The organism is Bacillus sp. 17RED48, from assembly GCF_019837545.1.
GTDB classification, from domain to species: domain Bacteria; phylum Bacillota; class Bacilli; order Bacillales; family Bacillaceae_G; genus Bacillus_A; species Bacillus_A wiedmannii.
The window spans coordinates 562,157-576,522 of the sequence record NZ_JADAXG010000003.1; the positions used below are offsets into that span (position 1 = coordinate 562,157).

General features: G+C 34.9%; 12 protein-coding genes and 3 pseudogenes. 14 read left to right on the forward strand and 1 reads right to left on the reverse strand.

What is annotated here, in order from left to right:
* Positions 1 to 102 precede the first annotated feature (102 nt).
* From ILT06_RS15700 to ILT06_RS15745, 10 genes and pseudogenes are all read left to right on the forward strand, one after another.
* Complete coding sequence (locus ILT06_RS15700) at positions 103 to 867, forward strand: SDR family oxidoreductase (RefSeq protein WP_064475773.1); 765 nt, start codon at positions 103 to 105, stop codon at positions 865 to 867.
* Positions 868 to 1,333: 466 nt separating this feature from the next.
* The gene (locus ILT06_RS15705; protein WP_000817662.1) at positions 1,334 to 1,780 is read left to right on the forward strand and encodes a MarR family winged helix-turn-helix transcriptional regulator; all 447 of its coding nucleotides are present in this window, start codon (positions 1,334 to 1,336) and stop codon (positions 1,778 to 1,780) included.
* A 32-nt stretch (positions 1,781 to 1,812) separates the two neighbouring features.
* Positions 1,813 to 2,780 (forward strand): annotated as a pseudogene (locus tag ILT06_RS15710) (acetyl-CoA carboxylase carboxyltransferase subunit alpha).
* A 990-nt stretch (positions 2,781 to 3,770) separates the two neighbouring features.
* Positions 3,771 to 4,280 (forward strand): DinB family protein, encoded by a 510-nt coding sequence (locus ILT06_RS15715; RefSeq protein ID WP_064475771.1) that lies wholly within the window; start codon positions 3,771 to 3,773, stop codon positions 4,278 to 4,280.
* Between the two features lie 531 nt (positions 4,281 to 4,811).
* Entirely contained in the window at positions 4,812 to 5,117 is a 306-nt protein-coding gene (gene arsR / locus ILT06_RS15720; protein ID WP_000046014.1) for an arsenical resistance operon transcriptional regulator ArsR, read from the forward strand.
* Between the two features lie 60 nt (positions 5,118 to 5,177).
* Positions 5,178 to 5,615: an ArsI/CadI family heavy metal resistance metalloenzyme gene (locus ILT06_RS15725; RefSeq protein WP_064475770.1), complete on the forward strand. Its 438-nt coding sequence runs from the start codon at positions 5,178 to 5,180 to the stop codon at positions 5,613 to 5,615.
* Positions 5,616 to 5,633: 18 nt separating this feature from the next.
* Positions 5,634 to 6,674, forward strand: a complete 1,041-nt coding sequence (arsB, locus tag ILT06_RS15730) for an ACR3 family arsenite efflux transporter (RefSeq protein ID WP_222655274.1) — start codon at positions 5,634 to 5,636, stop codon at positions 6,672 to 6,674.
* A 25-nt stretch (positions 6,675 to 6,699) separates the two neighbouring features.
* Positions 6,700 to 7,104: an arsenate reductase (thioredoxin) gene (arsC, locus tag ILT06_RS15735; protein ID WP_098102875.1), complete on the forward strand. Its 405-nt coding sequence runs from the start codon at positions 6,700 to 6,702 to the stop codon at positions 7,102 to 7,104.
* Positions 7,105 to 7,409: 305 nt separating this feature from the next.
* On the forward strand, positions 7,410 to 8,066 hold the full coding sequence (locus ILT06_RS15740; protein ID WP_222655275.1) for a uridine kinase family protein: 657 nt from the start codon (positions 7,410 to 7,412) through the stop codon (positions 8,064 to 8,066).
* A gap of 364 nt (positions 8,067 to 8,430) precedes the next feature.
* Positions 8,431 to 9,399, forward strand: coding sequence for a phosphotransferase enzyme family protein (locus ILT06_RS15745; protein WP_240368475.1), 969 nt, complete (start codon positions 8,431 to 8,433; stop codon positions 9,397 to 9,399).
* Positions 9,400 to 9,437: 38 nt separating this feature from the next.
* Here ILT06_RS15745 and ILT06_RS33075 read toward each other — a convergent pair whose 3' ends face one another.
* Positions 9,438 to 9,572, reverse strand: a complete 135-nt coding sequence (locus tag ILT06_RS33075) for an IS3 family transposase (RefSeq protein WP_081257319.1) — start codon at positions 9,570 to 9,572, stop codon at positions 9,438 to 9,440.
* A gap of 63 nt (positions 9,573 to 9,635) precedes the next feature.
* Between ILT06_RS33075 and ILT06_RS33080 the strand changes: the two are divergent.
* The 4 genes and pseudogenes from ILT06_RS33080 to ILT06_RS15765 form a co-directional block, all read left to right on the forward strand.
* Positions 9,636 to 9,742: pseudogene (locus tag ILT06_RS33080) on the forward strand (amidohydrolase); the annotation flags it as partial.
* A gap of 122 nt (positions 9,743 to 9,864) precedes the next feature.
* Complete coding sequence (locus ILT06_RS15755) at positions 9,865 to 11,124, forward strand: MDR family MFS transporter (RefSeq protein ID WP_222655276.1); 1,260 nt, start codon at positions 9,865 to 9,867, stop codon at positions 11,122 to 11,124.
* A 384-nt stretch (positions 11,125 to 11,508) separates the two neighbouring features.
* Complete coding sequence (locus ILT06_RS15760; protein ID WP_088046744.1) at positions 11,509 to 12,519, forward strand: LacI family DNA-binding transcriptional regulator; 1,011 nt, start codon at positions 11,509 to 11,511, stop codon at positions 12,517 to 12,519.
* 77 nt (positions 12,520 to 12,596) lie between these two features.
* Positions 12,597 to 14,165, forward strand: a pseudogene (locus tag ILT06_RS15765) (NPCBM/NEW2 domain-containing protein); the annotation flags it as partial.
* Positions 14,166 to 14,366: the final 201 nt, after the last annotated feature.

A 14,366-nucleotide genomic window follows, 5' to 3' on the forward strand; every position in this document is an offset into this window, starting at 1 on the left:
AGGAACTAAATTACCTATAAATCTATATTTAAAATTATTAGTATTTGCTTAAAAATATAAGTATAGGATTTAGTAAACGAAAATGTAGGAAGGGTGGAAAAAATGAAGAATCTTGATGGGAAAGTAGCGTTAGTAACAGGGGCGAGTCGCGGTATTGGTCGTGCGATTGCGATGAGATTGGCAAACGACGGTGCATTAGTTGCAGTTCACTACGGCCGAAATAAAACAGCTGCAGATGAAACAATTAGTGAGATTGAATCTAATGGAGGAAAGGCATTCTTAATTGAAGCAGATTTCAATTCAATTGATGGTGTCAAAAAGATAGTAGAACAATTGAAGAATGAATTACAAATAAGAGTTGGTACATCAGAGATTGATATTTTAGTAAACAATGCAGGGATAGGTACACAAGGAACAATTGAAAATACGACAGAAGAAGTTTTTGATGAAATTATGTCTGTAAATATTAAAGCACCGTTCTTCTTAATTCAGCAAACATTACCGTTATTACGAGCGGAGGGGCGAGTTATTAACATTTCATCAGCTGAAGTAAGACTTGGTTTTGCAGGGTCCATTGCATACGGTTTAAGTAAAGGTGCACTAAATACGATGACACTTCCTCTAGCTAAACATCTTGGAGAAAGAGGGATAACAGTGAATACAATTATGCCTGGATATACGAAGACAGATATAAATGCGAAATTGCTAGATAATCCGGAAATACGAAATTTTGCTACGAATTCATCTGTGTTCGGACGAATAGGGCAAGTTGAAGATATCGCAGGTGCAGTCGCATTCCTTGCTTCTTCTGATAGTCGCTGGGTAACAGGGCAAATTTTAGATGTTTCTGGAGGATTTTGTTTATAGGGACACTACTTCATACACATCAAGCTAATATTTTCATATCCCCCTAAATTAAAATTTTCTTTCTCTACAGATAGCTATTCTGAGAAGCCGCTCATTTTTTCGTTTTGGGGGCATTTCTTTTTCTTAAGTTGATGGGTATGGGGTACCGCCACATGCGCATCAACTTAAGAATTTAGAATTCCCCCCCTCCAAAATTATGAGTTTTTTGTTACAAGTTATCACAAAATTTCGTTTTTGGGGTAGTTTTATTTTCTTAGATTGATTGCGATGAGCGGTACCCCATAAAGGCCCCTGATATATAATTGATGTTTTGCCATTTGTAGAAAACAATCCACTTATACCATTTTAACAAGAAGAAATATCTCGTCCATGTTGTAATATTGGCTTACGTTAAGCTTGTGAAAAAATCATATTCATGTATAATACAATTGATGTATGATACATTAGTTGTAGGAGGGTGACCTTTTTGAAAAGAGAAGATGCCTTAAAACTAAGAACAGATATTAAGAAAATGATTATAATAACTGGGGTTTTTGAATCTCAAAATTTGCCCAATGGACCATTTGAAAAACCTTTACCAACTTCTCAAATGATGGCGTTAGAGGAACTAGAGGTGGAAAAACTAACTGTTTGGCAACTATCCAATAAACTTAGATTAGAGACTTCAACTGTAAGTAGATTGGTAGATAAGTTAGTAAAAAAGGGGCTTATTTATCGTGAAGTAAATGAAAAAAATAGAAGAGAACTTTTTCTGCACCTCACAGAAAAAGGTCACATAACTGTTAATTGCTTAAGAGAGCAATCCATTACATTTTATCAAAGTATTCTCAATAATTTATCAGAATCAGAACAAAAAATAGTTGTGGATGGTTTTGAATTATTTATTGATTCTATTTCTAAGCCTTTTGATTAGAGTGAGGTAAGTCATAATATTTGGAGGATAAAATGAGTTTGCATTTTGAACGTCCTATTATTGAATTAAAAGAGAAATTTGATGAATTAAAGAAAATTATGAAAGAAAATAATGTAGATTTATCGTCAGAAATTCATGAATTAGAAAAACGTTTAAATAAAATGCAAGATAAAATTTATTCTAATATTACACCTTTTCAACGAGTTCAAATTGCAAGGCTACGTAACCGACCCACGACATTGGACTATATACCTTTATTGTTTACAAACTTTCTCGAACTTCATGGTGATCGATTATATGGTGATGATAAAGCAATGATAGGTGGTATTGCAAAATTTAAAGGAATGCCCGTTACGGTTATTGGTCATCAAAGAGGTAGAAATACAAAGGAAAGTATAGAAAGAAATTTTGGAATGGCACATCCAGAAGGTTATAGAAAAGCGCTAAGACTTATGAAACAAGCTGATAAATTTAATCGCCCTATTATTACATTTATTGATACAATAGGCGCCTATCCAGGGATAGGGTCTGAAGAACGTGGAATTTCTGAAGCGATAGCTCGAAATCTATTTGAAATGACTACACTTAAAGTGCCAATTGTTTGTATTGTAATTGGAGAGGCATCAAGTGGTGGAGCTCTTGGCATTAGTGTCGGTAACCATATCCATATGTTAGAGTATTCATGGTACTCGGTAATTTCGCCAGAAGGAGCAGCATCTATCCTATGGAAGGACGCTAAGTATGCTCCAGAAGCTGCTGAACATATGAAAATTTCAGCAAAAGATTTAAAACATTTAGGAATTATTGATGAAATCATTCCTGAAATTAAAGGTGGAGCACAAAATGATATAAAATCACAGGCAAAAATGATATAAAATCACAGGCAAAAATGATTGAATCTGTAATCGAATCATCTCTAAAAAAATTGATACTATTATCCTCGGAAGAGCTTATACAACAGCGGTATGAAAAGTATAGACAAATAGAGAATTATAAATGAAAATATTTAAAGTCCGTATTACATTTCGGAGGATTCTCGCGAAAAAATTCTAAATATTTTGTAAGTAACCTCTTAAACTGGGATATGCTGATACTATTACTTTACAAAAGGTGTGTGATCGGTATGGAAAAGGAAAATTTGTTCAAATGGAAGCATTATCACATACCCATCAACTTAAGAAATTGATTGTTCCCCAAAACGATAAAATGAGCTGAATTCTCATAAATAACTGTAAAAAAGTGAAAATTTCGGTATGGGGGTATCTCAAAAGCTTAGGTTGATGGCAATGGGGTACCGCCAACAAGACGCGAATTTTGTACGCTAAGCAAAAAAACAATAAGCTGTCCACATGGACAGCTTATTTACATAATTCTCGTTATCGGTAGCAAGTTTTTCATAGAATCCTTGTTTTTACTAAATTTTTTGTCTCTATGTCTATCTATCACTTATACAAGATTTTATACATCATTGATATAGCGGAGATTCTAGGGATCTTCGCTATTCTTTTTTGCATAAAATCTTGTATAAAAAAGTAGTTAGACTAGTGTGTTTTACTCCGTTTCATTTCAAAATATAATTGGAAATTCATCTTTAAATTAAAAAAAGAAGGGGTTACCTATATATATTAATAACTTCGAAATATTGTATGACAGATAATTTTTATCCCGCTTTAATGGGCAGTAAGACCCCCACCTCAAAATTCAGCGAAAGCAAAGAAGTTAGGTGGGGGATCAACTGCCCATAAAAGTCCGATTGGTTCAACTAATAATCAGTGGGGGATGAAGAAAACCCCCACTGATTAAAGTTTCACTTTATGCATTATTGATTAGCATTGCTTATTGTGCTAACGAATCAGGATAGTGTGGCGACCGACAAACTAAATAGTTGCTTATCCTCAATTATTAGAAGGAAAGTTCTATCATTTCGAGAATTTATTAGACATAGACGAGTGCTATAATTTTCTATATGTACATAAAGAGGTGACTATGCATGAATCAAAGACCGTCAGAAGAAGAATACGCCGGGAACTCCGGCGAATATATCCGTTTGGTGCCGGACGGTAACATCATCGATATTCTGTTCGCCCAGGAAAAGCAAATGACTGAGCTCTTGGCATCGTTGACCGAAAGCCAGGCCGCATATCGGTATGCGGAAGGAAAATGGACGCTGAAAGAAGTCGTGGGCCACATTGCAGACGCGGAACGCGTCATGACCTACCGCCTGCTCCGGTTCGCAAGAGGGGACCAGACGCCTCTGACCGGTTTCGATCAGGAATTGTTCATACCTCCTTTCGGAAGCTGGACAACCGCGCAATTGGCCGAAGACTACCGGGCCGTACGGCAATCAACGATCACATTGCTGCGCGGGCTACCGGCGGAGGCGTGGACCCGTAAGGGTACAGCCAACAACCTAAGCATTACGGCGCGCGCCCTCGCGTACGGCATAGCAGGACACGAACTTCATCACATGGGGGTCATCCGAAATCGATACTTGAGTTAATCGTCGGCTGAGGCCTTTGGAATGGAACTAACACCTCTCATACAACCTTAGATACCGTTCTTATTGGGGTCCCGCCCCACAACCATCAACTTAAGGATTTAGACTATTTTTGAAATTAAAAGCACATTACTATTCTCTTATGTTAATGAGAAAGGGTGACGTGCTTTTTATGAATATGCACCAAAAACAAGAGTTATCTTTATTTGCCGAAGAGTTATATCGATTTTTTTCATTTGGGGGTATTTGTTTTTCTTAGCTTGATGGTGATGGGGCACTACTCTATAATGATCAAATTAAAATTTAAAACAGTTATAGAGACTCCATTCCTCGGAAACATTGTAACTATTAAGTTGTAAAAAGAACCATAGTTTTTCATTTTTGAAAAAGCTATGGTCTTTTTTAATTGTAACAAAGATAGGATGCGAGGAAGTTTTTGTAAATCAAAAATAATGATTAATTAGTTGCATAATAAATTAATCAGCGTATATACTATAAATATCAAAAAAAGTTGATGAAGGGAAGTGAACTACGGTGGCACAAGATTTTCAGCTCTATGAAAAAAAGTTTAAAGCGTTGGCGGATCAAAAGCGGTTAGAGATTATGTATGAGCTTTGTCAGCGAGGCCAGACGTGTGTATGTGATTTAACAGAGATTTTTGAAATGACGCAATCTAAGTTGTCATATCATTTAAAGATTTTATTAGATGCGGGTTTAATTGTAAAAGAAACAAAAGGCACTTGGAGTTATTATGATTTAAATGATGCGGAAGTAAATAATTTATTATCAGAAGAATTGTGCTGTATTTTTAGAAAAACAGGAAAAGGTAGCTGTTGTTAAAATTATATATTATTAATCAAAAAAAATTGATTAATAACATATAAAGAGGAGGAGTAAGCTATGAGATATGTTCACGTTGGTATAAATGTTACGGATTTAGAGAAGTCTATCGAATTTTACGAAAAGGTATTTGGCGTATCACCAGTAAAGGTGAAAGTAGATTATGTAAAATTTTTATTAGAGACACCAGGACTTAATTTCACGCTGAACGTACGAGATGAAGTGAAAGGAAATCAGGTAAATCATTTCGGTTTCCAAGTGGATACAGCTGAAGAAATTACATTACATAAAGAAAGATTAGAAAAAGAAGGTTTCTTCGCGCGTGATGAGATGGATACGACTTGTTGCTATGCAGTTCAAGATAAGTTTTGGGTAACGGATCCTGATGGGAACGAGTGGGAGTTCTTTTATACAAAAGCACATAGTGATGTTCATAAAATAGAAGAACCATCTTGTTGTACGACTTCTAACGTAGTAGATAAAAATTCTTGTTGTTAATAGGAGATGGAAAATAAAATGAAACGTTTATCTTTTCTAGATCGATATTTAACACTATGGATTTTTCTAGCTATGGCTGTTGGGATTGGTTTAGGGTTTGTGTTTCCTAGTGTAGTAGAAGGACTGAATACATTACAAGTTGGAACAACGTCTATCCCACTAGCTGTCGGTTTAATTGTCATGATGTATCCACCATTAGCGAAAGTTCGTTACGAGGAAATGGGCCGAGTATTTAAAGATGTAAAAGTATTGATTTTATCTTTAGTACAAAACTGGATTATCGGACCTGTACTTATGTTTGTTTTAGCAATTATTTTTCTTCCTGATAAGCCAGAATACATGGTCGGACTCATTATGATTGGTTTAGCACGTTGTATTGCAATGGTGATTGTTTGGAACGACCTTGCTGATGGGGATAAAGAGTATGCGGCAGGTTTAGTGGCTTTTAACTCAGTATTCCAAATGTTATGCTTCTCCGTTTATGCATACGTGTTTGTAACAGTCATTCCAGAATGGTTAGGAATTGAAGGGGCTATTGTCAATATTACAATGGTAGAAGTAGCGAAATCAGTATTTATCTATTTAGGAATTCCTTTTATAGCAGGTATGTTGACACGTTTTGTACTCGTTAAGTTAAAAGGAAGACAGTGGTATGAAAAGGTGTTTATACCGAAGATTAGTCCACTTACATTACTTGCATTACTATTTACAATCATCGTTATGTTCTCTTTAAAAGGGGAGATGATTGTTAGCGTACCACTAGATGTAGTAAGAATAGCGATTCCATTATTAATCTATTTTATTGTGATGTTTTTTGTTTCTTTCTTTATGGGAAGAAAAATTGGTGCAAACTATTCGGTAACTACAACGTTAGCATTTACAGCAGGTAGTAATAACTTTGAGTTAGCGATTGCTGTAGCAGTTGGTGTGTTTGGTATTCATTCGGGCGCAGCATTTGCAGCTGTTATCGGACCATTAGTGGAAGTACCTGTCATGATTGCACTTGTAAATGTCGCTTTTTGGTTTAAGCGTAAATATTTTAATGATCAACCAGTATAATTTAAAAACAAAGGCGGAAAACAACATGGAGAACAAAAAGACAATTTATTTCTTATGCACAGGAAATTCATGCCGAAGCCAAATAGCAGAAGCATGGGGCAAACAATATGTAGGAGATAAGTGGAATGTATATTCTGCAGGAATCGAAGCACACGGAGTAAATCCAAATGCTATTAAAGCGATGAAAGAAGTAAATATTGATATAACGAATCAAACATCGGATATAATTGATACAAACATTTTAAATAGTGCTGATTTAGTCGTTACGCTTTGTAGTCATGCGGATTCTGTTTGTCCTTCGACACCTTCGCACGTAAATCGTGTCCACTGGGGATTTGATGACCCAGCAGGAAAAGAGTGGTCTGAATTTCAACGTGTTCGCGATGAAATTGGAGAACGTATAAAGCGATTTTCTGAAACAGGGGAGTAAATAAAGGAAAAAGCCAATCTTCTATCGTATAGGAGATTGGCTCTTTTTTATTAGTCATGACTGCATTGGTTCGCATAAATCACTGGAAAATAGAGGATGTTCTATTGGATTGATAAAGTTAGAAGTGTATTTAATCATATAGGTGTTCACAAATAATAAAGTCATTTAAAAGATAATAAAGTTGTTTAGAATTAGAGATGGTATGATGAATAATCACACTATCTTTTTCTTTTTATTTATAATTAAATAAAAGGATTTTTGGATATTAAAATAAAGGGTAGTATATTAGCGCAAGGGGGAGAATGATGGATAAGTTGTTACAAGAAATTATAAATTGGTTAAAGATGAGAGATGAACAAATTGTTATCGGTATTTCAGGACATGGTGCAGCTGGAAAAACAACGTTTACTAATAGACTCGTAAAGCTACTAAATCAAAATGAAGTAAATTATATTAATACAGATCCTTACATTGTTAGTTCAGATATCCGCAAGCATGCAGTGATTCACTATACATATCAAAATGAAAATCATCGTTATAAAATGACAGCTTGTCATCCAGCGGCGCATCATTTGGCAGCTTTAGAAAGAGATATTCATATGGTTAGAGCGGGGCTAGATTTTTATACAATAGATACGCATTATATGAAAAGTAAGTTGATTTCTTCGGAAAATAAAGTAACGATTGTGGAAGGAATGAGCGCCGCTTTTATTAATCCTGATTTATTTGATTTGAAAATTTATTTTTATACAGATGGCGAAACGGAACTAATGAGAAGATCAAGTCGGGATATAACTGAAAGGGGAGCCGATATAAATTATTTAAGGCAGTCTCATGAAGAACGCCGGATTCAATATGAAGTATTTATGCATTCGTATAGTCAGCGTTTTGATATAATTATCAAAACTTCTGATGAAACAATATGTTTAGAAAAAAATACATTTGAGTTTTATAAAGTTTAAATGAAAATCCTCAATTTGTTAATTGCATTATGACGGTTGATTTTTCTTATTTAGTACTTGTATTAAACAAATGTATTATTTAATCAATAATACATTCACTATGAAATAACTAGATTTTTAAAAAGATTTAGTAGCCTTCTTTCATCTACATAGATAGAAGGCTACTGTAATTTTGGCGGCAAAATTACATAACCGTATTATTACTCACAGTAGGATAGGATTCTTTATTTGAATACATTAGGTGTATCTTAAAAATCCTCACTTTAAAAGATTTTATTCGGAAATACAAAAATGAATTTTTGTATGTAAGGAGAATAGGATGAAACAAATAATAAAAGACATATTAATAAACTAATTTAAAGAAATTCATTCACTACTAGTTGAAGAAGAACTAAATAAGAACAGTTGGCATACAGATCTACACTATAAAATCATTGTAAATGGGAATCGGTATTCCGCACGGTTTATAAATAGCAAGCGAACAATTAATCCAGCCTTTGGGACGTTATCAAATGAACAATTGAAAGAGCAAGTACGGTTTACGTATTATTTACGAGATCATGGAATCCCATTTATGCAGATTAAGGAAAATAGGGCGGGAGAGTCCTTTACATGTGTCACTTGGAATGATGAACAGTATCGGTTTGTATTGTCTACTTGGATGGAAGGAGAACATGTTACTCATTGTACAGAAACGATGGCAGAAGTCTTTGGAAAGGAAGCAAGAAAGATACATGATATTTCTAGTACATTTCAAAGCCCAACTTTTCAAAAGAAATCTCATTTAGTTGGATATGGTGAGTTTATACAGTTGTTAGAAAATAAGAGTGGTACATGTAAGGAATTAAGAGGGTATATAGATCTCGCTAAGTATCATATAGAAAGCGCACATACGTATGATCTAGAGTATATAGTACAAACAGATTTAAATCCTTTAAATGTCCTATGGGATACAAATCAATGTGTAAAAGGAATTATAGATTTTGAATCGATTGGATATGTAGATCGCGTTGAAGGATTAGCCTTTTTAATAAAATGGTATTCCCGGATAGAAGGAATACAGTCGCATAAAGTATGTTCGGAAGTTGCTAGAGCATTTTTAGAAGGGTATGGAGCTAATAACATTTTAACTTCAAATGATTATAAAAGACTTTCTTCATTGCTATGGTTATCCGGCAGTTTAAATTGGAACTTTGTTAAAAAGAAGATGAGTCTAGTAGATGACGAGAGTGAATTAGTAGAACATTTGAGAGTTTATAAAATAAGGGGAGAAAATCTATCTGTATTAGTAAGTAGAGGAAGAGTCAATTCTGAACAGCCCCCTGTCAAGTAGACAAGGGAACTAATAAAACCCCCTAAGCGGCTTTAGTTCTATATTCCATGGGGATGAGGCCGTTTAGTTGTTTTTGGAATGTCGTAATTATAAAACTGAATGTACTCGTCTATTGCTTGATTTAGTTCCTCAAACGTATCGTATTTATGTAAGTAATATTTCTCGCACTTAATAGTTCCTTAAAAGACTCCATTGGCCCATTATCATATGCCTGTTTTTATCTATCCGGGTTTGATAACCAAGAGTTTTACGCATTAAGAACGTTGAGTTTATTGGTAGGAGTGCTAGTTTCCAACTGCAGCACAATATAGCGGGACATGAAACAGGTTTTCTCGCGCGCAAAGTTTAGATTCCTATATTAATTTGTAAAATAAATTCCCTTTATGTTATTATATTTTCCTTGGATTAAAAGTTTATAAAATGTATAGTAAATATTTTACAAGTTAAAATAGGGGATGTATTACGTTGAAATGGTTATCATGGGATAGAAATTTAAAAACTAGGTTAATTGGCGAGACTCTTTTCAATACATTATTTTGGATGTATTTTCCTTTTATGGCCATATATTATAGTGATGCTTTTGGTAAAACAATTGGCGGAATTTTAATGGCAATTATACCTCTTGTGGGCATAATAGGTAATTTATTAGGTGGATATTTAGCGGATCGCTTAGGACGCCGCCCTGTCATGCTATTAGGCACAATCATACAGGTAGCAATGTTTGGAGTTTTTGCTTTATCTCATTCACATTGGATTAATTATTTAGCCTATATTGGTATTGGGATTAGCGGGGCAATCTACAGTCCAGCAAGTTCTGCAATGATAGCTGATATAGTACCAGAAAAGGATAGAAGGGTCGTCTTTGCCACTTTTGTTACAGCCAATAATATCGGTGCTGTATTTGGACCGGTGTTAGGTTCATTTTTCTTCTTTCATTATCGAAGTGAATTGTTATGGACTTGTACAATTGTTATATTTATTTATTTTATAGCAATCTATTTCATAATTAGAGAAACGTTTCCAGAAGCTTCTAAAAATGATGGGGACAACAATCCAATATCAAAAATCTTTAAAGAACAATGGAATAATTATACGAAAATCTTTAGTGATAAAATTTTCGCTCTTTATATAGTTGCTGGAATATTCATTATGATAGCTTTCATGCAACTCGATCTTTACCTTGCGTTATATGTAAAAGAATTTGTACCAACACAATCTCTTTTCTCATGGAGTACTGGTTCATTCTCTCTAAGTAATACTGAAATTTTCGGATGGATGATGGGGTTGAATGGGATTCTATTTGTTTTATGTTCTCTACCTGTTGCAAAATACTTTGAGAGTTGGAGCGACCGAAACGTTTTAATTATCTCTAATGTTTTATTTGGAACGGGTATGTTTTTAATAGGACTCACAACGAATATATGGCTATTGTTCGGGTTTATGGCAATATTAACAATTGGTGAATTGATCCGTTCACCAGTTGTACATAGTTTTGTCAGTAAATATGCACCTGAAAATGCTAGAGGACAATATATGGCAGCATCCAATTTACAATTTACCATTGGGCGCTTTATTGCACCCATTATGATTGTATTTTCTACATGGTTATCTCCAATTGTTGTGTTTGGCATTATATTACTTTGTGCCCTTGTTAGTGCGGTTTTCTATGTAAAAGTATTTCGAATGATTTCAAATACAAACATGCATAATTCTAAAAAATTGTGATGTTATTGTCAATTAGGTGATAAGAGGAGAAAATCTATCTGTATTAGTAAGTAGAGAAAGAGCCAACTCACACGAGTAGGCTCTTTCTTTTTATGTACTACGAATCTTCGTAATAGTACGATGCTGCGGCATTCCTCCCATAAAATATAAGCCTAAAAAACGCCCATGTAATCATAAAAAAATGACCCCATTCACACTTTACGGGTTATCTGATGTATAGTTGTATTTTTTTATAAAAAATGTTTTTAAAAAGTGTTGAAATATTTTGAAAATTAAATTATTATTATCCATGTAAACTACTAAGTAATCGTTTACATGGATGGAATAAAGCTTTAAACGAAACTGAAGTAAACGATTTCTTGAAAACTTAGAAAGAGTGATGAAATGGCTAAGTCTACAATTAAAGATGTTGCAATGGAAGCGAATGTGTCTACAGCTACAGTATCTCGGGTGTTAAATGCAAGTGGATTTGTAAGTGACGACATTAAAGATCGTGTTTATTTAGCTGTGAAAAAACTTAATTATCAACCGAATGCGATTGCTAGAAGTTTAAAGCAAGATAAAACATACACGATTGGTGTTGTGATTCCTGATATCACAAACCAATATTACATGACGATTTCAAAGGCGATTGAAGATATTGTACAGCAAAAGGGGTATAACCTTATTTTTTGTAGTAGTCATGAAAATCCTAAAAAAGAGGATAAATTGTTGCAACTACTAGTGGAGCAACAGGTAGATGCGATTGTGTTGGCGACTGCTGGAGGTTGTGAAGAAAGAGTAAGAAGTATTCATCAAGCCGGTGTACCAATTGTTTTAGTTGATCGGACTGTTGAGATTGGAGATTCAAAATTAGATTCGGTTATAGAAAGTAATTTTGAAAGTGCTTATACATTAACGAGCTATCTTTTAAAACAGGGGCATAAATCAATTGGTCTTGTGAATGGATTGTTGAACGTAAGTACAGGTAAAGAGCGTTATGAAGGATTTCAAAAAGCTTTGGAGGAGTTTGGTATTCAGGAAGATGAAAACTATACGTTTAATAGCACTTTCACTAGAGAGGGTGGAATGAAAGCAGTTGATTATTTTCTTAATTTTACTGAGAAACCGTCAGCTATTCTAACCTTGAACAATGAAATGGCATTCGGTGTTCTTCTTGAATTAACGAGGAGAGGATACTCAGTACCAGAGGACATAGTGATCGCTTCATTTGGTGATGTGGAAGCAGCACAATTATTACGAGCACCTGGGATTATATCAGTAGCTCACAAACCATATGAAATGGGAGAAAGAGTAGGTGATATTTTACTAAAGCGTTTAAACAATGAAGAAGGTCCTTTTAATGAAATATTTACACCGAAATTACTAATAGATGCACAAAGTGTAAGTATTTAAAACGATTAGAAATAATGATTTTCGTTCAGATAAAAATCGGAAGGGGGATAGAAATGCTAAAAGGAATACCGAAAATAGTTACTCTAAACCATCGTGGTGATGAGGGAACAGGCTGGAGTAAAGCGAATAAAATTAACTTATGGGCACGTTTGTTAGATGGTGACCATGCTTATAAAATTTTGCAAGGGCAGCTTACAGGAAGTACGCTCAGCAACTTATTTGATACGCATCCACCGTTTCAAATTGATGGAAACTTTGGTGCGACATCGGGAATTGCTGAAATGTTAATTCAAAGCCATACCGACTCCATTCAACTATTGCCTGCACTTCCGAAAGCTTGGAAGGACGGTTCTTATAAAGGACTAAGAGCACGCGGTGCATTTACAATTAATGCGGACTGGAAAAATGGTGTTCCTACAGTTATTCAGGTGACTTCTGATCATGGAAACGATGTAAATTTAAAAAGTCCAATGTTCAATACACCATTTACTTTAACAAGAGTTGGCACGAATACATCAGTGCCATTTACGAAGGATGGCGATACGATTTCCTTTAAAACGGAACAAGGTAAATCTTATAAAATTGAGTCTATGCTTAGTTTCGATTTAGAATCTACGAACAGTGTAACTGCAGGAAATACAGTGAAGGTAAAAGCTCATTTATCAAACTTTGGTACATTGAAATCTTCTTCTGGAGAAGTGGTTGTAAAGGCTCCTGAGAGCTGGAATGTGAAACCGATTCAAGTAGCTTTTGAAGGTATTGAACCAGGAGGATCTAAAACAATTGAGGCGGATTTACCTGTTCCTATCGATATAGTCGCTAACAATTACGCCATTGAAGCGGAAGTAAACACAGATAGTGGGACGGTTAGTAAATCGAATCAAATAGAAGTAACTCCAGCAGTAAAGCTCATTTCGGCAAAAGTAGAACCAAATCCAATTAGCGCTGAAGGTGGTTCTACTACATTAAAAGTAAAGGTTCAAAATGAAATAAAGGAAAAAGTGACGCCTGGAAAAATTGAGTTGCAATTACCAGACGGCTGGAATGCACAGCCATCAACAACGGACTTTCAATTACCGGCAGGAGGAGAGGAAACATATTCGTTTGTTATCACTCCACCAACTCAGTTTAAAGGAGTGAAAGAAATTGGTGTCTCCGTAAAATTGGGGAATTCGGTCGTGACTTCAACGAAAGTGCAAGTTGCTTCTGGTGGTATTTATCTTAGTGATATTCCATGGGTAAAAGCAACTGCTGGATGGGCAACAGTTCAAAAAGATAAAAGTACTGACGGAAACCCAATTTCATTACTCGGAACGACAGGCCCGGTTACGTATAAAAAAGGGGTCGGAACGCATGCAAAATCAGAAGTTACCTATGATATATCAAATGCAACGTACAAACAATTTAATTCCTATGTAGGAATTGATCAAGAACCTGGCGGTAAAGGCGGTTCGGTCGTATTTAAAGTACTACTTGATGGAGTGGAAGTATTTAATAGCGGCACAATGTATTATAATACCCCGGCCAAATTTGTTGATGTTGATCTTACAGGTAAGAAAGAATTAAAACTAGTAGTTGACGATGCAGGTAACGGTAATGGAAATGATCATGCGGACTGGGGAGATGCTTGGTTGAGTTATAAATAAAGATAGGCTAACAAATCTAAAAAAAAACGCTATTCTTTCTGTAGAATAGCGTTTTTGTATGTCTACTTTTATATTTGATGCATTTTACTTATTTGTTATAGGAATTTAAAACTTCTTATCTAAAATATTATATAAAGTTATATTTTCTGCCTATAGCTCGTAAATAACCGATAAAGTGATTTTTAACGATGAGGTGTTCGA

What these genes read in the sequence shown, in the direction of transcription:
- ILT06_RS15725 (WP_064475770.1), top strand. Translation starts at nt 5,178, where the DNA reads ATGAGATATGTTCACGTTGGTATAAATGTTACGGATTTAGAGAAGTCT.
- ILT06_RS15760 (WP_088046744.1), top strand. Translation starts at nt 11,509, where the DNA reads ATGGCTAAGTCTACAATTAAAGATGTTGCAATGGAAGCGAATGTGTCT.
- ILT06_RS15700 (WP_064475773.1), top strand. Translation starts at nt 103, where the DNA reads ATGAAGAATCTTGATGGGAAAGTAGCGTTAGTAACAGGGGCGAGTCGC.
- ILT06_RS15740 (WP_222655275.1), top strand. Translation starts at nt 7,410, where the DNA reads ATGGATAAGTTGTTACAAGAAATTATAAATTGGTTAAAGATGAGAGAT.
- arsC (WP_098102875.1), top strand. Translation starts at nt 6,700, where the DNA reads ATGGAGAACAAAAAGACAATTTATTTCTTATGCACAGGAAATTCATGC.
- arsB (WP_222655274.1), top strand. Translation starts at nt 5,634, where the DNA reads ATGAAACGTTTATCTTTTCTAGATCGATATTTAACACTATGGATTTTT.
- ILT06_RS15715 (WP_064475771.1), top strand. Translation starts at nt 3,771, where the DNA reads ATGAATCAAAGACCGTCAGAAGAAGAATACGCCGGGAACTCCGGCGAA.